Origin of the sequence: Streptomyces mauvecolor (genome assembly GCF_039532965.1) — a bacterium.
Taxonomy (GTDB): Bacteria; Actinomycetota; Actinomycetes; order Streptomycetales; family Streptomycetaceae; genus Streptomyces; species Streptomyces violascens.
Window position 1 is genome coordinate 747,361 of sequence record NZ_BAAASQ010000008.1, and the last position, 22,480, is coordinate 769,840.

27 protein-coding genes and 1 riboswitch are annotated in these 22,480 nt (G+C 70.6%); of the genes, 23 read left to right on the forward strand and 4 right to left on the reverse strand.

From position 1 onward, the window contains the following. The first annotated feature begins 34 nt into the window (after positions 1–34). From ABD346_RS11395 to ABD346_RS11470, 16 genes are all read left to right on the forward strand, one after another. Positions 35–259, forward strand: coding sequence for a hypothetical protein (locus ABD346_RS11395; RefSeq protein WP_344374178.1), 225 nt, complete (start codon positions 35–37; stop codon positions 257–259). Beyond that, a complete protein-coding gene (locus tag ABD346_RS11400; protein ID WP_344374179.1) occupies positions 247–1,959 on the forward strand; it encodes a B12-binding domain-containing radical SAM protein in 1,713 nt (570 codons plus the stop codon). Before ABD346_RS11395 ends, ABD346_RS11400 begins: the two co-directional genes overlap by 13 nt. After that, positions 1,959–2,849: a multinuclear nonheme iron-dependent oxidase gene (locus ABD346_RS11405; RefSeq protein WP_344374181.1), complete on the forward strand. Its 891-nt coding sequence runs from the start codon at positions 1,959–1,961 to the stop codon at positions 2,847–2,849. The genes ABD346_RS11400 and ABD346_RS11405 overlap by 1 nt, the downstream gene beginning before the upstream one ends. Further along, on the forward strand, positions 2,846–3,571 hold the full coding sequence (locus ABD346_RS11410) for a hypothetical protein (protein WP_344374183.1): 726 nt from the start codon (positions 2,846–2,848) through the stop codon (positions 3,569–3,571). Before ABD346_RS11405 ends, ABD346_RS11410 begins: the two co-directional genes overlap by 4 nt. Next, positions 3,559–4,440 carry a multinuclear nonheme iron-dependent oxidase gene (locus ABD346_RS11415; protein ID WP_344374184.1) on the forward strand — a complete coding sequence of 294 codons (882 nt, stop codon included), beginning with the start codon at positions 3,559–3,561 and terminating at the stop codon, positions 4,438–4,440. The genes ABD346_RS11410 and ABD346_RS11415 overlap by 13 nt, the downstream gene beginning before the upstream one ends. Further along, positions 4,437–5,192 (forward strand): hypothetical protein, encoded by a 756-nt coding sequence (locus ABD346_RS11420; protein WP_344374185.1) that lies wholly within the window; start codon positions 4,437–4,439, stop codon positions 5,190–5,192. The genes ABD346_RS11415 and ABD346_RS11420 overlap by 4 nt, the downstream gene beginning before the upstream one ends. Further along, complete coding sequence (locus ABD346_RS11425) at positions 5,189–6,244, forward strand: hypothetical protein (protein WP_344374187.1); 1,056 nt, start codon at positions 5,189–5,191, stop codon at positions 6,242–6,244. The genes ABD346_RS11420 and ABD346_RS11425 overlap by 4 nt, the downstream gene beginning before the upstream one ends. Beyond that, positions 6,241–6,834, forward strand: a complete 594-nt coding sequence (locus tag ABD346_RS11430; RefSeq protein WP_344374188.1) for a hypothetical protein — start codon at positions 6,241–6,243, stop codon at positions 6,832–6,834. The genes ABD346_RS11425 and ABD346_RS11430 overlap by 4 nt, the downstream gene beginning before the upstream one ends. Then, on the forward strand, positions 6,831–8,138 hold the full coding sequence (locus tag ABD346_RS11435; protein ID WP_344374189.1) for an MFS transporter: 1,308 nt from the start codon (positions 6,831–6,833) through the stop codon (positions 8,136–8,138). Before ABD346_RS11430 ends, ABD346_RS11435 begins: the two co-directional genes overlap by 4 nt. Before the next feature lie 132 nt (positions 8,139–8,270). Further along, complete coding sequence (locus tag ABD346_RS11440) at positions 8,271–9,527, forward strand: SLC13 family permease (protein ID WP_344374475.1); 1,257 nt, start codon at positions 8,271–8,273, stop codon at positions 9,525–9,527. A 9-nt stretch (positions 9,528–9,536) separates the two neighbouring features. After that, positions 9,537–10,013, forward strand: a complete 477-nt coding sequence (locus tag ABD346_RS11445) for a universal stress protein (RefSeq protein WP_344374191.1) — start codon at positions 9,537–9,539, stop codon at positions 10,011–10,013. Between the two features lie 191 nt (positions 10,014–10,204). After that, positions 10,205–10,687, forward strand: a complete 483-nt coding sequence (locus tag ABD346_RS11450) for a fluoride efflux transporter FluC (RefSeq protein WP_344374192.1) — start codon at positions 10,205–10,207, stop codon at positions 10,685–10,687. Then, positions 10,684–11,031, forward strand: a complete 348-nt coding sequence (locus ABD346_RS11455; RefSeq protein ID WP_344374194.1) for a DUF190 domain-containing protein — start codon at positions 10,684–10,686, stop codon at positions 11,029–11,031. Before ABD346_RS11450 ends, ABD346_RS11455 begins: the two co-directional genes overlap by 4 nt. Beyond that, a complete protein-coding gene (crcB, locus tag ABD346_RS11460) occupies positions 11,028–11,402 on the forward strand; it encodes a fluoride efflux transporter CrcB (protein WP_344374195.1) in 375 nt (124 codons plus the stop codon). The genes ABD346_RS11455 and crcB overlap by 4 nt, the downstream gene beginning before the upstream one ends. A 185-nt stretch (positions 11,403–11,587) precedes the next feature. Beyond that, entirely contained in the window at positions 11,588–12,205 is a 618-nt protein-coding gene (locus ABD346_RS11465) for a phosphatase PAP2 family protein (protein WP_344374196.1), read from the forward strand. A 105-nt stretch (positions 12,206–12,310) separates the two neighbouring features. Further along, positions 12,311–13,021 (forward strand): cysteine--tRNA ligase, encoded by a 711-nt coding sequence (locus ABD346_RS11470; protein ID WP_344374197.1) that lies wholly within the window; start codon positions 12,311–12,313, stop codon positions 13,019–13,021. An 88-nt stretch (positions 13,022–13,109) separates the two neighbouring features. Here the strand turns inward: ABD346_RS11470 and ABD346_RS11475 are convergent, their stop codons facing one another. Next, the gene (locus ABD346_RS11475; protein WP_344374199.1) at positions 13,110–13,733 is read right to left on the reverse strand and encodes an RraA family protein; all 624 of its coding nucleotides are present in this window, start codon (positions 13,731–13,733) and stop codon (positions 13,110–13,112) included. Positions 13,734–13,842: 109 nt separating this feature from the next. After that, complete coding sequence (locus ABD346_RS11480) at positions 13,843–14,757, reverse strand: carbohydrate kinase family protein (RefSeq protein WP_344374200.1); 915 nt, start codon at positions 14,755–14,757, stop codon at positions 13,843–13,845. Between the two features lie 437 nt (positions 14,758–15,194). Then, positions 15,195–15,378, forward strand: a riboswitch (cyclic di-AMP (ydaO/yuaA leader). A 2-nt stretch (positions 15,379–15,380) separates the two neighbouring features. On the opposite strand from ABD346_RS11480, the gene ABD346_RS11485 reads away from it, so the two are divergent. The 4 genes from ABD346_RS11485 to ABD346_RS11500 all read left to right on the forward strand — a co-directional run bounded on the left by ABD346_RS11485 (position 15,381) and on the right by ABD346_RS11500 (position 18,062). Further along, complete coding sequence (locus ABD346_RS11485; RefSeq protein ID WP_344374201.1) at positions 15,381–16,151, forward strand: transglycosylase SLT domain-containing protein; 771 nt, start codon at positions 15,381–15,383, stop codon at positions 16,149–16,151. A gap of 321 nt (positions 16,152–16,472) precedes the next feature. Beyond that, positions 16,473–16,904: an anti-sigma factor antagonist gene (locus tag ABD346_RS11490; protein WP_344374202.1), complete on the forward strand. Its 432-nt coding sequence runs from the start codon at positions 16,473–16,475 to the stop codon at positions 16,902–16,904. A 95-nt stretch (positions 16,905–16,999) separates the two neighbouring features. Then, positions 17,000–17,575 (forward strand): dihydrofolate reductase family protein, encoded by a 576-nt coding sequence (locus ABD346_RS11495; RefSeq protein ID WP_344374203.1) that lies wholly within the window; start codon positions 17,000–17,002, stop codon positions 17,573–17,575. 37 nt (positions 17,576–17,612) lie between these two features. Beyond that, complete coding sequence (locus ABD346_RS11500) at positions 17,613–18,062, forward strand: nucleoside deaminase (protein WP_344374205.1); 450 nt, start codon at positions 17,613–17,615, stop codon at positions 18,060–18,062. Between the two features lie 21 nt (positions 18,063–18,083). Here the strand turns inward: ABD346_RS11500 and ABD346_RS11505 are convergent, their stop codons facing one another. Then, positions 18,084–18,794, reverse strand: coding sequence for an HAD family hydrolase (locus tag ABD346_RS11505; protein ID WP_344374207.1), 711 nt, complete (start codon positions 18,792–18,794; stop codon positions 18,084–18,086). Between the two features lie 100 nt (positions 18,795–18,894). After that, complete coding sequence (locus tag ABD346_RS11510) at positions 18,895–19,842, reverse strand: ETX/MTX2 family pore-forming toxin (protein WP_344374208.1); 948 nt, start codon at positions 19,840–19,842, stop codon at positions 18,895–18,897. 316 nt (positions 19,843–20,158) lie between these two features. Here ABD346_RS11510 and ABD346_RS11515 point away from each other — a divergent pair, with 316 nt between their 5' ends. Genes ABD346_RS11515 through ABD346_RS11525 form a run of 3 tightly spaced genes read left to right on the forward strand, consistent with a single transcriptional unit; the run spans position 20,159 to position 22,399 of the window. Next, on the forward strand, positions 20,159–21,118 hold the full coding sequence (locus ABD346_RS11515) for a HAMP domain-containing sensor histidine kinase (protein ID WP_344374210.1): 960 nt from the start codon (positions 20,159–20,161) through the stop codon (positions 21,116–21,118). Then, positions 21,115–21,771, forward strand: coding sequence for a response regulator (locus ABD346_RS11520; RefSeq protein ID WP_344374211.1), 657 nt, complete (start codon positions 21,115–21,117; stop codon positions 21,769–21,771). Before ABD346_RS11515 ends, ABD346_RS11520 begins: the two co-directional genes overlap by 4 nt. 49 nt (positions 21,772–21,820) lie before the next feature. After that, positions 21,821–22,399, forward strand: a complete 579-nt coding sequence (locus tag ABD346_RS11525; protein WP_344374213.1) for a ScbR family autoregulator-binding transcription factor — start codon at positions 21,821–21,823, stop codon at positions 22,397–22,399. The last annotated feature ends 81 nt before the right edge of the window (positions 22,400–22,480 follow it).

Sequence of the window (22,480 nt, forward strand, 5' to 3'; positions counted from 1 at the left end):
TCAGCACGTCGCCGCTTTCGGGGGAAGGGGTTCGATGATCCTGCTCAGTGATCTGCCCGTACTCGACGAATGCGACCAGGTATACATCGCCGGGGGCGGCCCGGCGGGCGAGTGCCTGCGGCTCAATCCCACGGCGTCCCGGCTCTGGCGCAGCACCGTCGGAACCCTGCGCGAGGACGGCCTCGCCGCACTCCCCGAACCGTCCAGGAGCTTCCTGGAACAGCTGCTCCAGCGCGGAGTACTGCGGTGGCACGCCTGATGAGCGGCGCCGCGCAGCACCCGACGATCGCCCTGGTCAACCCCTCCGTGGGGTACTCGGACCGCCGCAAGTCCAAGCCCATCGGCCTCGCCTACATCGGCGCCTACCTGGCCCATCACGGCTTTCCCGCGGCCGGGTTCGACTTCGGCGACAGCCCGCAGTCCCCGGCCGCGCTCTCCGGCGAGCACCGGCTCGACCGCTTCGAGACCGTCGGATTCTCCGTCTACAACGAGTCCCTGGACGCCACCCTGGAACACGCTGCCTGGGTGAAGCGGCGCAACCCCGAGGCCCTGGTGGTCCTCGGCGGGCCCCATGCCACGGCCGTGCACACCGACATCATGCGGGACTGCCCCGACATCGACGCGGTGGTGCGCCGCGAGGGCGAGAAGCCGATGCTCGACCTGGTCAGGCACCGCCACGAGCACCGCCTCGACATTCCGGGAACCACCGTCCGTACGCCCTCGGGCGAGATCAGGGTCAACATCGATTCGCCGTTCCTCGATGATCTGGATTCCCTTCCCTTCCCCGATTTCCCCTTTGTCTCCGACTCCGGCTACCCGCCACTCACCTACTTCGACTCCAACCGCGGAAGGGTCATCCCGGCCCTCGCGGTCAACTCCAGCCGGAGCTGCCCCTACAACTGCTCCTTCTGCGGCGTGCTCACCATCGGACGCAAATACCGCATGCGTTCCGGTGAATCCGTCGTCGCCGAACTGGATCACTTCAGGACGTCCGAAGGGCTCGACTACCAGCACGTCTACTTCAGCGACGCGAATTTCTACGTCTACCCCAAACGAGCCCTTCAGATCGTCCAGGCGCTGCACGCCTACGATCCCCGGATCACCTTCAGCTTCGGCACCCGGGTCAACCAGCTGATCAAACACCAGGACTTCATTCCCGATCTCAAGGAATGCGGGCTCCGGTTCGTCGAGCTCGGCATCGAGAGCGCGTCGCCCGACGTGCTCAAGCGGCTCTCCAAGGGCGTCGATCCCTCGGACAACCTGGCCGCGGTGAAACTCCTGGAGCGGCACGGCCTCGGCGTCTCCCTCGACTTCATCATGATCGACCCGGAGACCACCCTCGCCGACCTGCGGGCCAACCAGAAGTTCCTCAAGACGGGCGGCTTCTACGACTACGTACCGCACGAGCACCTCTACACCCATCTCGCGCTGTACGCGGGCACGCCCATCCGCGACTACTACCAGGAGCGGCGCGGCACCACGTTCGGCATGTCCGAACTGCCGCCCATCGAGACACTCATCGAGGACCCGGCCACCGCCCGGGTGCGCGCCGCGCTCGTCTGGTTCCGCGACGCCTACCAGCCGGCCGTCGACCAAGTGCTCGCCGAGGCGGAGGCGCTGCTCCAGGCGCGCGCCAAACACCGCGCCGAACACCCGGTGAGCCGGGTCGAACTCGACCTCCAGCTGGACGTGGTGGCCGTCCGCCACGCCCCGAACCTCTACTTCGACCGGCTCCTCGACGACTGCGAACGGCACCGGGGCGACGGCGCCGCCGACTTCGCCGCCCTGCTGCCCCGCCCCGGCACCGGCGCGCCGACCCTGGACGCCCTGCTGCTGCGCGCCGCGGAGCGCATCGAGGCGCTGGCGCCGGACAACGCCGGTGCGGTGGACCGGGCCGTGGCCCTCCTGCCCGCCGCCCCCCTCACCACGCCCAACACCGCCGAACGGAGTGGCCCCTGATGGCAGCCCCCACCCATCTCGCCCGGTCGTCGGCCCTCGCGGTGCCGGTCGCCGACGGGCGGCCGGTGCTCGGCCTGAGCACTGACTCGATGACCGAGCGCGAACTGGCCGCCGAGGTGGTCCGGCGCAGCACCCGGCCGGTGACGGCGTTCAGCGCCGCGGCCCTCTGCGGCCAGGACGACCTCGTGCAGGACCTGCGCGCGTTCAGCGAGGGCAACGGCCTGTCGGTGTACTTCCACGCCCTGGACCTCGACCTGTGCGGCATCGACCCGGTCGACCCGGGCATGGTGCGGCAGATCGCCGAGTACGCGAAAACCCTCGGCTCGCCCTGGATCACCACCGACTTCGCCATGTGGGTGCTGCACGGCGAGACGCTGATCGAGAACATGGTGCCGGTGCCGCTCACCCGCGAGGCCGTCGACTGGGTCGGGGACCGCGTCAAACACATCCAGGACATCGCCCAGATGCCGGTGATCGGCGAGAACCCGCCCTACCCCGTCCTCGTCGGCGACCTGGACATCCTCACCTTCATGAGCGAGGTCGCCGAGCGCGCCGACTGCGGTCTGTGCATGGACATCGGCCACCTCTACATCCTGCGCCAACAGCGCGGCGAACCGGTCGAACGGCCCGAGGACGCCGACTTCCCCTGGGAGCGCGTCGTCGAGGCGCACATCTCGGGGATCACCGTGCGGGACTTCGGCGCCTATCCACTCGTCCAGGACCAGCACAAGTGGCCCGTCGACGAACCGGTGTGGCGGACCACCGACATCCTCATGCCGAAGATGACCCGGCTCCAGGCCCTCATCGGGGAGTCCGAGGGCATGAGCGCGGACGACCTGATCGCCAAGCTGGAGCGCATGGACGACTGCATCGAGGCGGTGAGCCGATGACCGCCGAAGTGCACCCCTATGTGACCCAGGTCGGCGAGCTGTGGCGCGAGTTCTACGGACCCGAGCCCGAGGCACGCGCGGACGACCCCGGGATGATCGTCGACCGGGCCACCCGCAAGGCATGGGTCCTCAAGACCCTCACCGGCGCGCTGCCCGCGACGACCCGTCTCTACTGCGGCCACCTGCCGAGCGGGCTCGACGCCTATCTCGGCAGCGAACACTGGCACGGGCGACGCGCCCGCAAGGGCTCCCTCTTCCCCGACGCGACCTCCACCGTCACCACCTTCGCCGCGTTCCTGGAGGAGACCTGGCTGTCGGCCGCCGAGCCGTGGGCCGCCCGTATCGTGCGCTACGAGTTCGACATCCTGTGGGGCACGCCCGCCAAGCCCACCGCCGCCGCCCTCGAACGAGGCCTGCGCCTGCCGGACGGGGCCTGGGCCGCGGACTGCCGGTACGACGTGCCCGACTACGCGCTACGCCTGCGCGAGACCTGCGCCGACTGCCCCTGGCCCGTCGCGGTCCAGCACACCCGCCCCCGCGGCCGCCCCTTCGCGACCCTCACCCTGCGGGCCGGCAAGGGCCTGCGCAGGATCCATCTGCGCGACGCCACCTGCGAGGCGCTGCGCCCCCTGTGGGACGAGGAGGCCGACTGGCCGACCGGGCACGAAGGGGTCCTCGCCCAGGCCGAACGGAGGGAACTGGTGGTCCCGTGCGCACCGTGACCGACGCCGCGCCGCCCGGCGGACCGCCCCTGGTGGCCTTCAGCTGGGACATGACCACCGAACACGACCGCCTCGCCCCGTTTGCCGCTCAACTCACCGGCACGGACCGGGCGTTCATGGTCGGCCCCTATGCCCGGGACATGACCACCATCGACGAGGCGCTGCGGTTCTGCGACCAGTACGACCTGGTCCCGCTGCTCCACACCCTCGACCTCGACCTGTGCGGCCTCGACCCCATCGACGAGACGCTGGTCAGGCAACTGGGCGTCGCAGCACGCCGGTTGGGCGTCGAGTGGGTCACGACCGACCTCGCGATGTGGACCAAGGACGGCGAGGCCCTCGTCGAGGCCCTCGTCCCGATGCCGTGGATCGCCGACGCCGTCGACTACGTCGTCCCCCGCGTCGAGCGCATGCAGGAACTCCTCGGCGTGCGGGTGGCGGTGGAGAACTCCAGCTACGCGTACGTCATCGGCGACGCCAACCCGTTCACGCTCCAGTCGGAGATCGTCGTCCGCGCCGACGCCGCCATGGTCTATGACGTCGGACACCACCTCATCGCCTCGACGGTCAGCGGCATCAGCACCGACGACCTGATGCCGGCCGACTACGCCTGGGACCGGGTCGTGGAGAGCCACCTCTCCGGCGTCACCGTCCTCGCGGCCGAGGACGGGCCGACCGCCGACGACCAGCACGCCGCACCGATCAGCGAGGAGCTGTGGCAACTGGCCCGACGGCACATGCCCGAGGCGCGCGGACTGCGCGCCATGGTCGCCGAGTCCGAGGGCATCCGCGGCGAGGACCTGGTCACCAAGGTCGGCCGCCTCGCCGCCGAAGTGGAGATCTGGCGCAAGGACGGGGCGACGCGATGAGCGAGGCAGTGCGCACCGAGTACGAACGCGCCGTACGCGGCCTGTGGGAAGCCCTGTACGAGACGGACAGCACCGACGACGTCCCCAAGGAGGTGCAGAACCCGATCGGCTTCCGCCTGGAGCGGGCCCGGCGCCTCGCGGCCGTCTCCTCCGTCCTGTCCGCACGGCTGCCCACCGCATCGTTCCTCTATCTCGCCGCCGAAGGGACCGACGGCATTGCCCGGTTCCTGGCGAGCCGGGCCTGGCGCGAGCGGGAGCGCGAACCGGGGGAGTCCTTCCCGCCGTTGGCCTCCAGTGCTCGCGCGTTCGCCACATATCTGACGGATGGAGGCTGGCCCGCAGGGCGACCGGACTGGCAGTGGGAGCTGGCCCGTGCCGAACTCGACCTGAACTACGGCGAGTTGACGCCATCCGGCGAGGCTGCGGGCATCGGAGTGCGCCCGGCGGTCGGGACCCGGCTGAGGGTGAGCCCGTACGACACGGTCGACTATGCGCGGCGGGTCGCCCTGAAGAAGGCCCAGATGCCCTGGGAGCAAGTCCTCGACACGGTACGTCCGGTGGCGCGCGCCACCGCCCAGCTCGTGCCGGGCGGCGGCACCGGCGCCGGGCGCACCCTGATCCTGCGGGACGCGGAGGCGTCGGCGCTCGCCTGGCTGGTGGAAGGCGAGCGGGTGCCGACGACCGAGCCGAGTGATGCGCTGCTCGACCGGCTGGTCAGGGTCGGCGCCTTCGCCAGGGAGGCGGCCGGGTGACCGACCTGCTTCCCCCGGCATCCGGACCGCACCAGACACCCGGCCCGAGCGCGGAGGAACGGGCCGACGACGTGGCGGTCGAGCGGGCCATTGAGCTGCTGCGCTCCGTCGACCTCGGCCTGTCCGACGCGGACGCCGGGCGGCGTGAACTCGCCGGACTCCTGCGCTCGGTGGCAGGCGCCCCCAGACGCGCCGACGAGGACCCCGACCGCCGTCCCCGCGCGGCGCCGGACCTCGCCGACCCTGCCGCACTGCCCGGCATCATCGAGAACTGGTCGCGTGCCGCAGGCGTCCCCGCAATGGCGTTCCGCGAGGATCGCAGGGCGTTCCTGCGGGGCGACCACCTCGGCTTCGAACTCTCGCCGCGCCTGCTCGTGCGAGCCGCCGTGCGCCGGTTGCGGAAGGTCGGCGCACTGCCCGAGGAGCACCGGATCTCGCTGGTGTGGACCGGGGACCAGCCGTCGGCCACGCTGCCGGTCCGCATCCCCGACTGGACGGCGGTCGCCCTGCCCACCCGCCCGGTCGCCCTGAGCGCCCAGTACGTCCACCACGAGCTCGGCCACGTGATGGAACTCGCCTGGCGCCCGCCGGACCTGCCGCTCGCCGCACGCTGGCAGGCGCCGGACAGCGTCGTGGAATGGGTGGCCATGGTGGTCGAGTGGCTGAGCCGCTGCGACGACTGGCTGACCGCACTCGGTCTGGAAGCCGAGCGCGCCCGGCAGGTCGGGGAGCACTGCCGCTACGAGGACCACTACACCCGCGCTTTCGCGGCCCTCGTCCTGCACTGCGCGGGGGTACGACCCGAACGCCTGGAGCGTGAACTCAAGGAAACCGTCGGGGAGTTGATCGATCCCGGGCATCTGCGCGAAGAGGTGCGGCGCGCCGACTACTGGCGTACGGTCGCGCAGGGCCACGCTCGCGCGGATGCCACGGTCGACGTCCTTCGGGCGGCGCACGGCGCCCGCTGGTGGGAGCGGCCGGAGAGCTGGCGGCGGCTGCGGGCGGACGTCACCGCGCAGTGGGCGGCGACCCGGGAAGCGGGGGAGCGGTGAGCGGAAGATCACTCCGGACGGCGTTCCAGCCCGTCATCGACCAGACGCACTGCCCGTTCGCCCGCGTCACGCACTGGGTGTACTCCGACCCCGCGGACGAGGGGCTGACCCTCGGCGGTCACCTCGAACGGGCGCTGCCGCTGCTGCGCGGGGCGCTGCGCGAGGTGGCCGAGGACGACGCCGACGGATTCGTCCTCGAACTGCCCGGCCGCCTCGGAGCGGACGTCACGCTCCTGCGGGAGTCCTCCCTGACCGCGCTGAGCTGGCTGGCCGAGCGGTCCGACCCGCCGTGCGAGGTCCGCATGGCCGATCTCGAAGACCCCGCCTGGTGGTTCCCCTTCGACGGCGAGCGGCTGTTCACCGTGGCCTTCGGCGAGTGCTTCGCGGCGGCACACACCCGGTACTCGTTCGGCGCGAAAGGCCTCTTCCTGGTGTTCCAGCACGAGTCGGCGTTCTCCCGCCGCTACCCCGAAGGGATCCCGGCCGCGCTGCGCGACCGGATCCGTACGGCCTTCGAGGCGGCGGGCCGCCCCTACCGGTACGACATGGGCGTCGTGCCGGCCCTGCGCACCGGAAAAGGTGACGAGTGAAGCATGCCCCCGCGCCATCGGAGGCGGTGCGCCGCTCGACGGTCCGGCGCTACCTCCTGCTGAGCGGCCTCGACTTCTTCGGCGACATGTGTCTGACGGTCACCTCGGTGCTGCTGCTCGCCGAACGCGGCCTGACCAGCACCACGATCGTCTCGCTCATCGGCACCGTTTGGCTGCTCGAAGCGCTGCTCGAAGTACCCACCGGGGTGTTCGCCGACGCGATCGGCCGCCGTGCCTCGCTGCTGCTCGGCTTCGTCATCCGGGCGGTCGGCTACTCGATGCTGTTCTTCTCTGCGAGCCCGGGCGTGGCCATCGCCGGAACCCTGCTCGCGGCGGTGGGCGCCCCGTTCGCGTCCGGCAGCCTGGACGCCTGGGCCGTGGACAAGCTGCACCGCGACGACCCGGCCGCCGACCTCGACGCGCTGTTCGCGCGCGGCCGCATGGCGGAGAACACCGGCATCGTCACCGGCACGGTGGCAGGCGCCGTCGCCGGCCAGTTCCTGGGCCTCGCCGTGCCCCAACTCCTCGCAGGCGCCGCCTGTTTGACGGGCGCCGTCTTCACCATGACCCTCCTCAAGGACCCCGCACCGGCGCCCACGCAAGCACCCAAGGGCTCGGTCCGCCGCGAGCTGACCGCCGCCTCGCTCGACGCGCTGCGCGGCTGCGGCCGGGCGCTCGGTACCGACCGGCTGCTCACCGGGCTGCTTCTCGGCATCGCCGCGCTGTATCTCTTCCGGGCCCTGCCGGGCGTGCAGTGGACCGTCCACTTCGACGCGCTCACCGGCGGCTCGCTGGTCGCGATGGCCGCCGCGCGTTGCGCGGGCGAGATGTTGCAGATCCCGGTGCTCGAAGTCGTCGCGCGCACCGTGCGCGGCCGCCCCGAACTGCGCTGGCGCATCGTGCTGATGAGCGCCGTAGCGGCCGGGGTCTGCCTCGCGGGCGCGGCCGTCACCGGCTCGGGCTTGCTCGGCATCCCCCTCTACATCGGCTTCGTGATGGCGGGCGGACTCTGCATGCCCGGCCTCAAGGCCGCCCTCAACGAAAGGGTGCCCGCGCGGGGCCGGGCCACCATGCTGTCCGCGGGCGGCCTGTTCAACTCGCTCGCCAGCGGCGTCGGCCTGTACGTGATGGGCGCGCTCGGCCTCGGTCTCGCCGACGTCAGGGGAGTGTGGACGTTCGCGGCGGCGGGCACCGTGCTGGCCGGGACGCTGGCGGCCTGGTGCTGCCTGCGCTCCTTGCGCTCGCCGGCCCGGATGGCGGACGAACCGGTGGCGACGCCGGAGGCCGCACCGCTGACCCCCTGACTCGGGTGGCCCCGCGGCGCAGGAGTGCCGCCCCTGCCGGAGAATGCGGAGTGGTGATCAGCACATAGGGTCATCCGCGGTGGTGTGGCACGGGGCCCGCGGCCGTGATCGCCCGCTGCCCGGAGGCCGACCCTGAGTACCGTCACCGCCGAGATCGTCTCGGCCGTCCTCCTGCTCGGCGTGCTCGCCTTCGCCGTCGTACGCCCCCGAAACTGGCCGGAAGCGGTGGCGGCGCTGCCCGCGGCGGGGCTGGTCGTCGCGCTCGGCGCGGTCTCGCCGACCGAGGCTTGGCAGCAGACCCGCGACCTGCTCCCGGTGGTCGGCTTCCTCGCGGCCGTCCTCGTACTGGCCCAACTCTGCGACGACGAGGGCCTGTTCGCGGCCGCCGGAGACGCCGTAGCCCGCGTGTGCGGGTCCAGTTCCCAGCGGCTGCTCGGCGGAGTCTTCGCCGTCGCCGCCGTCACCACCGCGGTGCTCAGCCTGGACGCGACCGTCGTGCTGCTCACCCCCGTGGTGTTCGCGACGGCCGCCCGCGTCGGCGTCCGGGCCCGCCCGCACGTGTATGCCACCGCGCACCTGGCGAACTCGGCCTCCCTGCTGCTGCCCGTCTCCAACCTCACCAACCTGCTGGCCCTTGCCGCCGGCGGACTCTCCTTCACCCGCTTCGCGGCGCTGATGGCGCTGCCGTGGCTGGCCGCCGTCGCCGTCGAGTACGCGATCTTCCGCGTCTTCTTCCGCACCGACCTCGCGGCCACGGCGCACGGGACACGGGCCACCGGAAGCACGGAGGTGCCCGTGTTCACGCTGGTGGTCCTCGCGCTGACGCTGGGCGGCTTCGTCGTGACCTCGTTCGCCGGCCTCAGCCCGGCCTGGGCGGCGCTCGCGGGCGCGCTCGTCCTCGCCGCCCGCGCCCTGTCCCAGCGGCGCACCACGCCGCGCAGACTGGTGGGCTCGGCGGGTATCCCGTTCTGCCTGTTCGTGCTCGGCCTCGGCGTCGTCGTCAAGGCCGTCGTCGACAACGGACTCGGCTCCGCCATCGGCCACCTGCTGCCCGGTGGCGACTCGCTGCCCGCCCTGCTCACGGTCGTCGCCGTCGCCGCGGTGCTCTCCAACCTCATCAACAACCTGCCCGCCGTACTCGCCCTGCTCCCGGTGGCCGCGGCGGGCGGGCCCGGCCCGGTCCTGGCCGTCCTCATCGGCGTCAACCTCGGCCCCAACCTCACCTACGTCGGGTCGCTCGCCACCCTGCTCTGGCGGCGCATCCTGCACGAACACGACGACGCGCCGGCCCTCGGCCACTTCACCCGCCTCGGGTTGATCACCGTTCCCGCCACACTGGCCGCGTCCACCGCCGCGCTGTGGGTGGCGCTGCACACGATCGGAGGCTGACCGCATTCCATGAGCGTCATCATCTGGATCACCGAGGGCACCTGGCCCGCCTGCGTGGACGCCGCGCGCGAGCGGGCCGGGGACGCGGACCTCGTACTTCTGCATGCCACGGACGACGCGGTGCCCGAGGCCGCGCACGGCGCGTTCGCCGGGCTCCTCGGCCGCGGCCGTCCCGAGCGCGATCCCGGCACCCGCCTCGAAGACCTCTCCCGGGCCGCCGCCGACGACCTGTTCGCCGAGGCCGAACGGCGCCTGGGCCGCCCGGCCCGCCGCATCGCACTGCACGGCCGCGCCGAGCAGCAGGTCGTACGCGCCGCGGAAGGCGCCGAGCTCCTGATCTGCGCGCGCGACGGCGATCGCACCCGTCTCGGCCCGCCCAGTCTCGGCCCGGCCGCCCGGTTCGTCGTGGATCACGCGCCGTGCCCGGTCCTGCTGGTCTGGCCGGACACGGCACCCGGCCTCGGCTCGCTGCCGCCGCCTCCGTGACCGCGCACCTCGCACGGGACCGGTTGGCGAGCGGGCGAGGCACGACGCTAGCCTGGGGGAAGCGGTGATCCCCGGTGTTCGCCGCGCGGCGGTGGGGCCCGCCGTACCCGAACCGCGGCATCCGCGCCGCCGACGGTCCCTACTTGCGAGCGCGTGCGCCCTGGTCAGGGCGTCCTGCAGGTAGGAGACGTATGTCCAAGGGAGCCCAGCAGCCGGGGGCGGCGACCGAACCCGATGTCGCCTTGGCCGTCCCTGCGCGGCCGCGCGTCGTGACGCGCGGCCTCGGCCCGGTCGTCGCGGTCGTGGCACTCGGCGGCGCGCTCGGCGCCTGCGCCCGCTATGGGGCCTCGCTCCTGTGGACCACTCGTCCCGGCTCGTTTCCCTGGACGACGCTGCTGGTCAACGGCGTGGGGTGCGCGGTGATCGGCGTGTTCATGGTGGTGATCACCGAGGTGTGGGCGGCGCACCGGCTCGTCCGCCCGTTCTTCGGGACCGGCGTCCTCGGCGGCTTCACCACGTTCTCGACGTACGCCGTCGACATCCAGAAGTTCGTGGCCGCCGGGCAGCCGCGCACCGGCCTCGCCTATCTGGCGCTGACGCTGCTCGTGGCGCTCACGGCGGTAGGGAGCGCGGTGTGGCTGACCCGCCGCGCACTGGTGTGGAGGCACCGATGACGAGACCGACCGGCCGGGCCCTGCGCCTCACGATCTTCGTCGGCGAGAGCGACCTGTGGCACCACAAGCCCGTGTACGCCGAGATCGTCCACCGGGCGCATGCGGCCGGCCTCGCCGGTGCCAGTGTGTTCCGGGGCATCGAGGGCTTCGGCGCCTCCTCGCTCATCCACACCCAGCGGCTGCTCTCGCTGACCGAGGACCTGCCCGTCGCGATCGTCGTCGTGGATCACGAGAAGCGCGTACGGGACTTCCTGCCGCAGCTCGACGAGCTGGTCGCCGACGGCCTGGTGATGCTCGACGACTGCGAGGTCATCCGGTACGGCGGACGGGAGCGCGCCGAGTGAACTGGCTCCTCGTGGTGGCGGGGGCGGCCATCGGCGCGCCCCTGCGCTACCTCACCGACCTGACCGTTCAGCGGAAACACGACAGCGTCTTCCCCTGGGGCACCTTCACCGTCAACGTCGTCGGCTGTCTGATCCTCGGCGTGCTCACCGGCGCGGTCACGGCGGGCGCCGCGTCCTCACAGGTGCAGCTGTTCGTGGGCACCGGGCTCTGCGGGGCGCTGACCACGTACTCGACGTTCTCGTACGAGACGCTGCGGCTCAGCGAGGACGGGGCGAAGTTCTACGCCGCGGCGAACGTCGTGGTCAGTGTGGTGGCCGGGCTCGGCGCGGTCTTCATGGGTGTGGCGATCGCCGAGGCATGGTGGTCCTGAGGCCCGACTTCGGCCGAGGCGGACCGCGGAACCGAGCAACCTGCCTCTATCCTTTTGCGTCTACGAGCCTGTAGACGTTCATTTTCCGCTCACGAGGCAGTTGCCAGGACTTCTGCTCCACACCCAGTCCCGTTTCGCCGCGGGGCGCGCGCACCGCCCGTCGAACCACCGGAGAACCGCATCCCATGACCAGTTCCACCCCCACGCCACAGGCCCTGGACGGCGCGTCCATCGACGGCGGCCTGTACGGCGACATCACCGACTTCGCCCGGCACACGCACTGGCTCAACGGGCCGGTGTCCGTCTTCACCAGTTACGGCATCGCCCTCTTCGCGGTGTTCATGCTGACCGGCTGGTGGCTCGCCCGGCGCAGGGACGCCTCGGTGATGGCGGCGGCGCTGGCCGCGCCGATCGCGGCGGTCCTCGCGTACGTGGTCAATGACGCGATCAAGTCGGTGTTCACGGAGCCCCGCCCCTGCCGGGCGCTGCCGCACGACTTCCTGATCGAGAAGTGCCCGCCCCTGGACGACTACGCGTTCCCGAGCAACCACACCACGGTCGCCGCGGCCGCGGCGGTCGCCCTGTTCCTGGTCGACCGGCGCCTTGGGATCGTGGCCTCGGTGGTGGCGCTCCTGATGGGTGCCTCGCGGGTGTACGTGGGCGCGCACTATCCGCATGACGTGCTGGTCGCGCTGGTGGTCGGAGGGGTGGTCTCGTTCGCGGTGACCTGGTCCGCGCGCCGGTTCGCTGCCCCGCTCGTGACGCGGCTGCGGAACGGGGCGCTGAGGCCGCTGCTTGCGTGAGCGGGTGTTCTCCGGCGTGCCCCCCGGTGTCCTGAGGCGGCGTTCCTCTCGCGCCCGGGCGTGGACCGCTGTCCAGGCCGGGCCCGAACCCCTAGGCTCGGCGACGTGCTGCGAATCGTCGAAGAACTCGCCGGACCGGGCCCGCTGCGCATCTGCGCCCACGCCCCCGCCGACGGTGCTGCCGGGACCGGGCTGCGGGTGCTGCTGATCGCGGACGTGCTGGCGCGCGTCGTCGAAATGCGCGGCAGAGCGGTGCTCATCGGATGGACCGGTCCGCACGACAAAGCGGCCGCCGCTGCCGCCGGAATCCGGCCCGCCGACGCCGAGGGCGATCCGGAGGAGATCGCGGAGGCACTCGGCGGCCTGCCCGGCGTCCAGCTCACCACCGGGACGTACGAAGGCGCGGGCAGCGCCTGCCTGCAGGTCGGCGCGGCTCAGCTGCCCCCGTTCGAGGGCCTCGACCTCCTCGCCGTACGCCTGCTGCTGCTCAGCCACCCCTACGAGGAGCCGGTCTCGGTCACCGCCGAGCAGGTCGGCGAGGCCGGCCGCGCCATGGCCCGCTGGCGGCGTGCCGTGGCGGACTGGGCCGAGCAGCCCTCGAAGCCGATTCCCGCCGACCTCAAGAGCACCGCCCGGACCGCCCTGGACAACCGCCTCGACACCGCGGCCGTCCTGCGCCTCCTGCACGATCTGGCGACGGCCGACGATGTGCCGCAAGGGGCCAAGTTCGAAACCATGGCCTACCTCGACCGCATCCTGGGCCTCGAACTCGTCCGCGAGGTGGGGGTCGCCCGCGGGTCAACTCCCGGTAGCTGACGGCCAGTCGGCTGGAAGGCCGGTCCCTCCGTTCGGCCATGTATGACGCAGGCGCGCCGCCAGGTGAAGGCAGTCGGGCCGATACCGCTCAGCCCTCGAAGCCGCCCGCGCTCAGGGCCTTGTCGATGCGGGCGCGGTGCGTCGCTTCCCACGCGTCGAGGGATTCGCCGGCCTCCTTGGCCAGCTTGCGCCCGGCGTCCAGGAGCACCTGCTCCCAGCGGCCGCGGGGAGTGACCACGATGCCCTCCTCGTCGGCCACCACGATGTCGCCCGCGTCCACCCGCACGCCGCCGCAGCGCACCGGCTCGTTGAGCGGGGCCACGGCCTTCTTGCTTCCGGGGATGGGAATGACGCCCCGGGCGAACACGGGAAAGCCCAACTCGCGGACCTCGGCGAGGTCACGAATGACCCCGTCGGCCACGAACGCCGCGATTCCCTGGCGTTGGGCGACGGCGCAGACGTTTCCGCCGGCGAGCGCGTAGTCCAGGTCGCCCGATTCGACGACGACGACCGAACCGGGCTCCGCGCGGTGGATGGCCGCGTGCAGCATGAGGTTGTCACCAGGGGGACACCGAACGGTGAATGCGGGTCCGGCAACGCGCGGCATCGGCGACCACAGAGGGCGAATGCCGATATCCATGACCTGTTCGCGTCCCAGGACGTCGGCGAGTGTGGTCGGGGAAATGCTCTTGAATTCGCTGATGTCGTTCATGTTTCTTCCTGACGGGACTTGATAGGGCGTAATAAGGCCTTGTTCAGCGCACCAGTTGGCATCACATGGCGACGACTCCTGGTGCGCGGCTCCGAACGCCGGAATGATCTCAAGCGATCTGATCCGCCGCCAGCAGGCTTTTCCGGGTGATGGGGTCGGTGGCGACCGGGGCCGTGCAGGCATGGGCGCCGGCGAGGGCGCCGAAGCGGCCGCATTCCCGTACGTCCCGGCCGGTGAGCCTGCCGTACAGGAAGCCGCTGACGTACGCGTCGCCCGCGCCGTTGGCGTCCACGACGGGGGCGTGGGGTGCGGTCGCCGGGATGTGGTACGGCGTGGGGCTGCCGTCCCGGGTGAGGAGGTAGGAGCCCTCGGCGCCGGCCGTGGCGACCACCGTGTCCGCGCGGCCCTCGCGCAGGATCTCCCGCATCAGAGCGGGGGTGTTGTCCCCCGCGCCCGCCGCGCTGAGGAACACGAGGTCGGACCGGAGCGCGAACTCCCGGTGGTGGTCGGCCAGTCCGTCCCAGTCGTGCAGATCGGTCGAGACCGGGACTCCGAGGGTCTCGATGTCGTCGAAGAGGAAGCGCGCGAAATTCATGATGGAGAGGTGGACGTGGCGCGCCCGGCGCAGCCGGGGGAGGTAGAAGTCCCGGGGCATCCGCAGGTCGGCCGGGTCGCGTGCGTCGTAGAAGGACATCCGGCGGCCGTGCGCGTCCACCAGGTTCACCGCGCGCCGGGTGCCCGCAGGGGAGGTTAGCGGGGCGAAGTCGACATCGCCCCGGGCCAGCAGCTCGCGGACCCGGGAGCCGGTCCAGTCGTCGCCGATGCAGTCGATCAGGCCGACCTCCAGGCCGAGTGCCCGGGCCCCGAGAGCCACGTTCGCGCCGGTGTGCCCGGGCCACTCCTCGATCGGCCCGACCTGCACCGAGTCGGCGAGCGGGACCGGCAGGGAATCGACCCGTACGACCGTGTCCACCCCCGTGCCGCCGACCACCAGGACGTCGTACTCCGCGCTCTCTCGGATCACCGCTCCACCCCTCTGCTGCCGGCCCCACCGTGGGGGCTGCCTGTGACCATGATCTCCGGCACGGGCGTAAGAGACGTGTGTGTTGTCTCCGGTATGCGAGGCATCGGACATAAGAGAGGTCCCAAGTGTCCAAAATGGCACACTTTGAGGTGCCATCGATCCAGCTTTTGCAATGTCCGAATTGGTGGCTATTGAGTAAGGCTCGCCACTTTTGCGAGTGGGGTGTTTGGTTGCACGGAGAGCGAGTGAATTGGGTCACGTGCGGAGTTGTGGGCGTCCGGGTCCGGCAGGGGCATTTCGGTTGGTCCGAAAGCGAGTTGAGGGCGTCGGGCGGGGTGGCCGCCGGGTGTGGATTTAAGTGGATCTATATCCCGGATCGCGCCCTTTGAATTCTGGGCTTGTTTCCACTCGGCGTATTCGTCTACGTTCACCGCAATCCGGATGGAACGCCGAATCCTGCCGCCGTCCGGACCCTCCCACACACGTTTGGCAGGAGCGGGGGACCCAGGTAAGCCGCCGATCCGGATTCCGGAACGGCTGGGGTGAAGTCGCGCGCGCCGCGACCGGACATCTCCCGTCCGAACCCGACAGCTCACCTCGCAGGCGAAGGAGAGGAATTCACCATGCCTGCAAAGGGCAAGCACCGCCGCCCCAAGTCCAGCTCGTTCTCCCGTGGCCTTGCCGCCGCAGGTACGGGCGGCGCCGTCCTCGCCATTCCGGTGATCGGTGCGACCACGGCCACCGCCGCGCCTGCGTCGGCCCACTCCGCCGCCGCCGTCACGGCGGTGAAGGCGGCCCCCACCAGCTACTCCGTCGTCGCCGGGGACTCGCTCGCCAAGATCGCCGACGCCCTCAACGTGAGCGGCGGCTGGAAGCAGCTCTACCAGGACAACCAGAGCATCATCGGCGGCAACCCTGCTCTGATCCAGCCCGGCCTCAAGCTCACCGTCGGCGCCCCCGCCCGGGCCGCCTCGGCCGACCGTGCCGACCGCTCCGCCCGCACGACGAGCCTCACCACGGCGACCACGGCGACCACGGCGACCACGGCGACCACGGCCAGTGCGCCGAAGTACGCCAACAACCTGGACGGCTGGATCAAGCAGTCGCTGGACATCATGGCCCAGCACGGCATCCCGGGAAGCTACAACGGCATCTACCGCAACATCATGCGCGAGTCGTCGGGCAACCCCCTCGCCATCAACAACTGGGACATCAACGCCATCAACGGAGTCCCGTCCAAGGGCCTGCTCCAGGTGATCCAGCCCACCTTCGACGCCTTCCACGTGGCGGGCACGTCCACGGACCTCTACGACCCGGTGGCCAACATCACCGCCGCGTGCAACTACGCCGCCAACAGGTACGGCTCGATCGACAACGTCTTCGGGGCGTACTGACGGCAGGCCTCGGGGCCGGGCGCTTGAGGAGGGCGCCCGGCCCCGAGGCGGCGGCCCCAACTGGTCCTTCGGCAGCGGGGTTTCAGTTCCCGCGAGTCGGCAGACGGGGGCGCCGGGCCGGTTTTGCTCCCCGTGTTCAGGGTTCAAACGGGGAGCGGCGCAAATTTCGTTCACCCCCCAGGGTGAACAATTCGAAGGCTGCACGTTTCTGCATGCGGCTCTATTCCTAGGGTGGTAGTGCGTCACCCCGGGACCACGGTGACTGCCCGACAACCGAGTACCTCTGCACCCGCGGGGGTCAGTTCTGGACCGGGAGTTGCCATGGGAACCACCGCTCGGCCATCCGTCTCGGCGCCTGTTCCGCTCCCGCCGGGGCTGCTGCCGGACCGCTGCTGCAACGCGCGTACGTACCTGATGCAGGGGTTCACGGTGGTCGAGGTCCAGGGCACCGTCGACCTGGCCACCGCGCCCGGCGTACAGCTGCATCTGGACGCCGCCACGCAGCCGACCGGCGCCCGAGTGATCGTGGACCTGCGGCCCGTCGACTTCTTCGACTGCGCCGCCCTCACCTTGCTGTGCCGGGCGTACCGGAGAATCCGGGCGCGCGACGGCCACCTCGGCGTGGTGTGCGTACGGCCGTGGCATCGGCGGATCCTGACGGCGGGCGGCCTCGACCCGCTCTTCAGCCCGACGACCACGATCGAGGAAGCGGCCCGGGCCGCCCTGGGCGCACCGAAGGCCGGAGACAACTAACGCCGGGCTCAGGGCTCTGACACACCCGAAGAAGAGCCGGCGCCCTTGACGGGAATGTCGGTGAGGGCGGGCGTATCGTCGCGGGGGTGACTGCGATGAGAAAGATCATCCTTCCCATGTCGGTCTCCCTCGACGGCTTTTTCGCGGGGCCCGAGGGCGAGATCGACTGGCACATGGTCGACGACGAGCTGCACCGGTACGTCAACGAACAGCTCAGGCCCATGGGCGCCTTCATCAGCGGGCGCGTGACCCATGAGCTCATGGCCGAGTACTGGCCCACCGCCGACAGTGACCCCTCCGCCTCCCCGCCGGAGGTCGAATTCGCCGGTATCTGGCGGGAGATGCCGAAGATCGTGTACTCCCGGACGCTTCAGAAGGCCGACTGGAACACCACGGTCAAACACGAGGTCGTCCCGGCGGAGATCGAGGCGCTCAAGGCGTGGCCGGGCGGGGACCTCGTGATCGGCGGGGCGAATCTCGCCGCCACGTTCCGGCAGTACGACCTCATCGACGCGTACCGCCTGTACGTCCACCCGGTCCTGCTCGGAACGGGCAAGCGCCTCTTCCCGACCTCGTACTCCGACACGCACAAGCTGCGCCTCGTCGAGACCCGCACGTTCGGCAACGGCGTCGTCCTCCTGCACCACGAGCGGGTCAGGACAGCCGAGTAACCGACGCCCGCACCCGAAGGACGGTGGAAGGGGAACCATGGAACGGCAACTGGCCAGGCAGTGGCTCGCGACAGCCGTCGAGGAGGCCCGGGCGGGCGTCGCGGAGGGCGGCATCCCGATCGGCGCGGCGCTCTATGGCGCGGACGGGGAAGTACTGGGCCGCGGACGCAATCGGCGGGTGCAGGACGGTGATCCCTCGCTGCATGCCGAGACGGCGGCATTCCGCAATGCGGGAAGACAGCGTTCGTACCGGGGCACGACGATGGTGACCACGCTGTCCCCGTGCTGGTATTGCAGCGGCCTGGTACGGCAGTTCGGCATCTCGCGCGTCGTCGTGGGGGAGGACGAGACGTTTCAGGGCGGTCAGGAGTGGCTGGCCCGGCACGGGGTGGAGATCGTCGTGCTCGGTGATCCGGAATGCGTGGCCATGATGAAGCTGTTCACCGCGGCGAATCCCGAGTTGTGGAATGAGGACATCGGGGTGTGACCGGTTAGAGCGGGACAGTATTCAACCGGCTCTGCTCTTACGGTTGTTGAGGTGAGCCGCCAGTTCCCTCAGGTGGCTGATCGTGGCGATCGCCGAAGGCAACCCCGCCGGCCGCGGCCCCGGCCTGACAAGAACCGATGGCATCCCATATGCGTGCGGCCCCACCGCATCATTTTCCGGGTTGTCTCCCACGAACAGGATGTCCTCGGGCGGGCAGGCCGCCGCCTCGGTCACCGCCGCATAGAAGCGCCGGTCCGGCTTGCGGATGCCCAGCGTGCCGGAGAGCACCAAGGCGTCGAAGCAGTCCGCGATTCCGGAGCCGGCCAGGGTCTGGAGGCGGACCCGCTCGGGGCGGTCCGTGTTCGAGGCGAGGACGCACCTCAGCCCGGTCGCGTGCAGGTTCCGCAGCGCCGACGCCGCCTCGACGTCGATGCGCGCGTCGGGCAGCGCCGCGAACACCGCGTCCATCGCGAGCCGGAGGTCCGGGATGCCTGCGCCGCAGTCCTGGGCGGCGCGACGCAGGCGGGTCGCAAAGGTGCTGCGTACGCCTCGGGCGTGGTCGGACTCCCCGAAGCGATGGGCCACGGCGTCGAATCGGGTGGGGAAGTCGTCAGGGATCACCGTCCCCGGCAGGTCGCTCAGCGCTTTCGCTACCAATCGGCCGTCCGGGGAGGGGCCATGGCCCGCCAGAGTGCCGACGAAATCCAGCGCCAGTACGCGCACCTGTGCCATGAGGCCGCCCCTTTCCCGGGATCGGACTCACCCTATTCAACTCACCCCATTGAGGTTCCGCACGAGGGGGTGGTGTCGCCAAGTCCGGGGCGGCGCCGGATCAATGACCGGGGACCGCCGCTCGGTTTCCGTTCGGTGCGAGCGGGATCGGGATCGTGCGGGAATCCACGCTGCTGCGCCGGCTGCCGTCGAGGGGTTTCTGGTCGGCATTCACGTTCAGCGAGACACCCTGGCCCCCGCTGAACGTGCCACTGGCGAAAGCGTTCACGCCGTCCGCGACGATCTCGTATCCCGGTGTGTCGATGATCTGGTGCTGCCGGCAGTCCCGGAAGACCTGCTCGACCGGCACGAACCACAGCCAGTGGCGATCCCCGTCCTGGTTGAGGTCGACCTTCTCGTTGAACCAGATCGCGACGTTCCCCCGCAGCGTGACCGTGGCCGTCCAGTCGATGTCGTACTTCTGCGTGCCGACCACCAGCGTCGCCTCGACCACCGACTTGGGCGGTATCCGCAGCGGGAGATCGACGCTCCAGGTCTGCGTCTCCTTGTGCGTGAACTCCTGCGTCGAGGACAGGCTCGCCTCGATCGACGTCGTCTCGCTGACCTTGGCGACCGCCGGAATCTCCGCCGACACCTCCACGGTCACGCCGATCTTCAGCGATTCCGTGACCGAGATCCGCAGATCCTGCTCGGTCGTCTTGCTCTGCTTGTAGGTGACGGTCTGCTCCACCGCGGTCCCATTGCGGTAGTTGGTGGCCACTGAACTGACCTGTCCCGGCACGGGAGATGGCGCATTCGCGTCATAGATGATGTCCCGGTATTTCGCGCCGACCTGATGCCGGTGGTAGTCGTTGAGGAAGCTCTGCTTCGCATAATCGGTGGACGCGGTGAAACGGCATCCGTTCGACGCCGGGAACCGTTCGCGGGCCATCCACCGACCCCACGCGTCCGTAATCTCCTGGAGGGGCCGGGCCGATGTTTTCGCGCTGCCTTGACGAGGTGCGGCATGCGCCGCCGTCGTGAGCGTTACGGGAATGGCGGTGGCCACTCCGACGGCTGGAGCCAGCGTGAGCAGACGCCGTCTGGATACATGACTCATCAGCGGGGGAGCCCTTCGTTCCGTGCGGGGTGAAACAGGCCAACTTCCTTGGTACGCCATGCAATCCACTGACAGCCGTTCCGCATAGGGACTTTGGTCCCGACCCCGCGTCGAAGCGGGGCGGGAAAATGGGTGTCAGCATGTATGGACGTGACCCATAGCGATTGCGGAGACTTCCCTGACCAGCATGTTCACCCCAGGCAGGCGACATTGTGCCCGGATCCCACGGAGACAGGCGGTTCACGGAGTAATGAGAGGACCGGCGATGTCGCTGTTCTGGCGCATCTTCCTGCTGAACGCCGCCGTGGTCGCCGTGGCCATGACGCTGCTCCTCGGGCCGTATGTGACCGTGTCCAAGCATGTGCGGCTCGGTGAGGCCGAGGTGGTGGTGTCCGGGGCTGCCGTGATGCTGGTGATCAACGCACTGCTCGTCCGCTTCTTCGGGCTCGCCCCCCTGAAACGGCTTTCGCAGGCCATGACGACGGCCGATCTGATCCGCCGCGAGGCGCGCCCGGAAGCCGTCGGAGCCGGGGAAGTCGCCGATCTGACACGGACGTTCAACTCCATGCTCGACCGCCTCGAATCCGAGCGTGCCGCCAGCAGCGCCCGCATCCTGTCGGCGCAGGAGGCCGAACGGCAGCGCGTGGCACGGGAGTTGCACGACGAGGTGGGCCAGACCCTCACCGCCGTACTGCTCCAGCTGAAGCACGCGGCCGACAGGGCTCCCGCCGCCCTCGGCGAGGAACTCCGCCTCGCACAGGAGACCACCCGCGCCGGCCTGGACGAGATCCGCCGCATCGCGCGGCGCCTGCGCCCCGGCCTGCTCGAAGAGCTGGGCCTCGCCAGCGCCCTGCGCGCCCTGGCCGCCGAGTTCACCGTGCCCGGCCTCGCCGTACGCCACCGCATCGACCGGGGCCTGCCGTCTCTGGAGCCCGAGAGCGAACTCGTCCTCTACCGGATCGCCCAGGAGGCCCTGACCAACATGGCACGCCATTCGGCGGCGACCCAGGCCGAGATACGGCTGCGCAGCAGCGCTGCCGGGGTCGTCGAGCTGCTCATCAGGGACAACGGCAAGGGCACCGGCGGGGCCCCGGAGGGCAACGGCATGCGCGGCATGCGCGAACGCGCGCTCCTGACGGGCGCGGAGCTGTCGTTCGGCGCCGGACCGTACGGCGGCACCGAAGTGCGCCTGGCCATCGCCACCATGGCAGGGAGCACCGCATGACACTGGCCAGGACCCGCATCCTGCTCGCCGACGACCACGCCCTCGTGCGCCGCGGCGTACGGCCCATCCTTGACAGCGAGCCGGACCTCACGGTCGTCGCCGAGGCCGACAACGGAGCCGAGGCCGTCTCCCTGGCCCGCGAGACACCTGTCGACCTCGCCATCCTCGACATCGCGATGCCCCGCCGGACCGGACTCCAGGCCGCGCGCGAACTGTCCCGGCTCCAGCCGGATCTGCGCATCCTGATTCTGACGATGTATCACAACGAGCAGTACTTCTTCGAAGCCCTCAAGGCCGGGGCCTGCGGGTACGTCCTCAAGACGGTCGCCGACCGCGATCTCGTCCTTGCCTGCCGGGCCGCCGTGCGCAACGAGCCGTTCCTCTACCCCGGAGCCGAGAACACGCTGATCCGCGAATACCTGGAACGCCTGCGCCAGGGAAGGCCGCTGCCCGACCGGGCGATCACGGAGCGGGAGGAGGAGATCCTCAAGCTCGTGGCCGAGGGGTACTCGTCGAAGGACATCGGCGATCTCCTCGTCATCAGCAGCAAGACCGTGGAGCGCCATCGCGCCAACCTTCTGCAGAAACTGGGCCTCCGCGACCGCCTCGAACTGACCCGGTACGCGATCAGAACCGGGCTCATCGAGCCGTAGCCCCCCCGCACTTCCGCACGCAGAACACCCCTTGCACCAGGAGCCACCGGTGGCCAGACAAGACCGCGCCGTACGCACCCGCCACGCACTCATCCACTCCGCGGCCGAAGCCTTCGAGCGGCACGGATACGTCCAGGCGACACTCATGGACATCAGCGCCGCCGCCGGTGTCAGTGTGGGAGCACTCCACTTCCACTTCACGAGCAAGGCCGACGTGGCGACGAGCGTGGAGATGGCTGCGGCGGTACGGCTGAGGCGGGCCGCCGACAAGGCGCAGCAACCCGGCATGAGCGCTCTGCAGCGGCTCACCGGCACTTCGTACGCGCTCGCCGACCAGCTCCGCCACGACGTCGTGTCCCGGGCCGGCCTGAAGCTGAGCGGTGACGGAGTGCGGGAAGGCGGCCTGGATCTGCGCCGCGAATGGCGGGACTTCGTGCGGAGCGTGCTCGCGGAGGCATCCGACCAGGAGTTCCGGAACGACCCCGTGGAGCGGAACGACATGGCGGACCTGATCTTCGCCGCCACCACGGGCATCGAGTTGCTCTCCCGTCGCGACCCCGCATGGGCGTCGCCCCCGCTCCTGAGCACCTTCTGGCGCCTGGTCCTTCCGCAGGCGCCACAGCCCTGACCGGTTCGGACGGGTCGCGCGGGGAGTGCTGGGACTCTTGGGCGGGGAGGGGCTCCGGCAGGTGCCGATGGATGCGGCGCG

Coding starts and splice junctions, on each gene's coding strand:
- ABD346_RS11395 (WP_344374178.1), top strand. CDS start 35: ATGATCCTGCTCAGTGATCTGCCCGTACTCGACGAATGCGACCAGGTA.
- ABD346_RS11405 (WP_344374181.1), top strand. CDS start 1,959: ATGGCAGCCCCCACCCATCTCGCCCGGTCGTCGGCCCTCGCGGTGCCG.
- ABD346_RS11410 (WP_344374183.1), top strand. CDS start 2,846: ATGACCGCCGAAGTGCACCCCTATGTGACCCAGGTCGGCGAGCTGTGG.
- ABD346_RS11420 (WP_344374185.1), top strand. CDS start 4,437: ATGAGCGAGGCAGTGCGCACCGAGTACGAACGCGCCGTACGCGGCCTG.
- ABD346_RS11445 (WP_344374191.1), top strand. CDS start 9,537: ATGAGCGTCATCATCTGGATCACCGAGGGCACCTGGCCCGCCTGCGTG.
- ABD346_RS11450 (WP_344374192.1), top strand. CDS start 10,205: ATGTCCAAGGGAGCCCAGCAGCCGGGGGCGGCGACCGAACCCGATGTC.
- ABD346_RS11455 (WP_344374194.1), top strand. CDS start 10,684: ATGACGAGACCGACCGGCCGGGCCCTGCGCCTCACGATCTTCGTCGGC.
- ABD346_RS11465 (WP_344374196.1), top strand. CDS start 11,588: ATGACCAGTTCCACCCCCACGCCACAGGCCCTGGACGGCGCGTCCATC.
- ABD346_RS11475 (WP_344374199.1), bottom strand. CDS start 13,733: ATGAACGACATCAGCGAATTCAAGAGCATTTCCCCGACCACACTCGCC.
- ABD346_RS11485 (WP_344374201.1), top strand. CDS start 15,381: ATGCCTGCAAAGGGCAAGCACCGCCGCCCCAAGTCCAGCTCGTTCTCC.
- ABD346_RS11490 (WP_344374202.1), top strand. CDS start 16,473: ATGGGAACCACCGCTCGGCCATCCGTCTCGGCGCCTGTTCCGCTCCCG.
- ABD346_RS11495 (WP_344374203.1), top strand. CDS start 17,000: ATGAGAAAGATCATCCTTCCCATGTCGGTCTCCCTCGACGGCTTTTTC.
- ABD346_RS11500 (WP_344374205.1), top strand. CDS start 17,613: ATGGAACGGCAACTGGCCAGGCAGTGGCTCGCGACAGCCGTCGAGGAG.
- ABD346_RS11505 (WP_344374207.1), bottom strand. CDS start 18,794: ATGGCACAGGTGCGCGTACTGGCGCTGGATTTCGTCGGCACTCTGGCG.
- ABD346_RS11515 (WP_344374210.1), top strand. CDS start 20,159: ATGTCGCTGTTCTGGCGCATCTTCCTGCTGAACGCCGCCGTGGTCGCC.
- ABD346_RS11520 (WP_344374211.1), top strand. CDS start 21,115: ATGACACTGGCCAGGACCCGCATCCTGCTCGCCGACGACCACGCCCTC.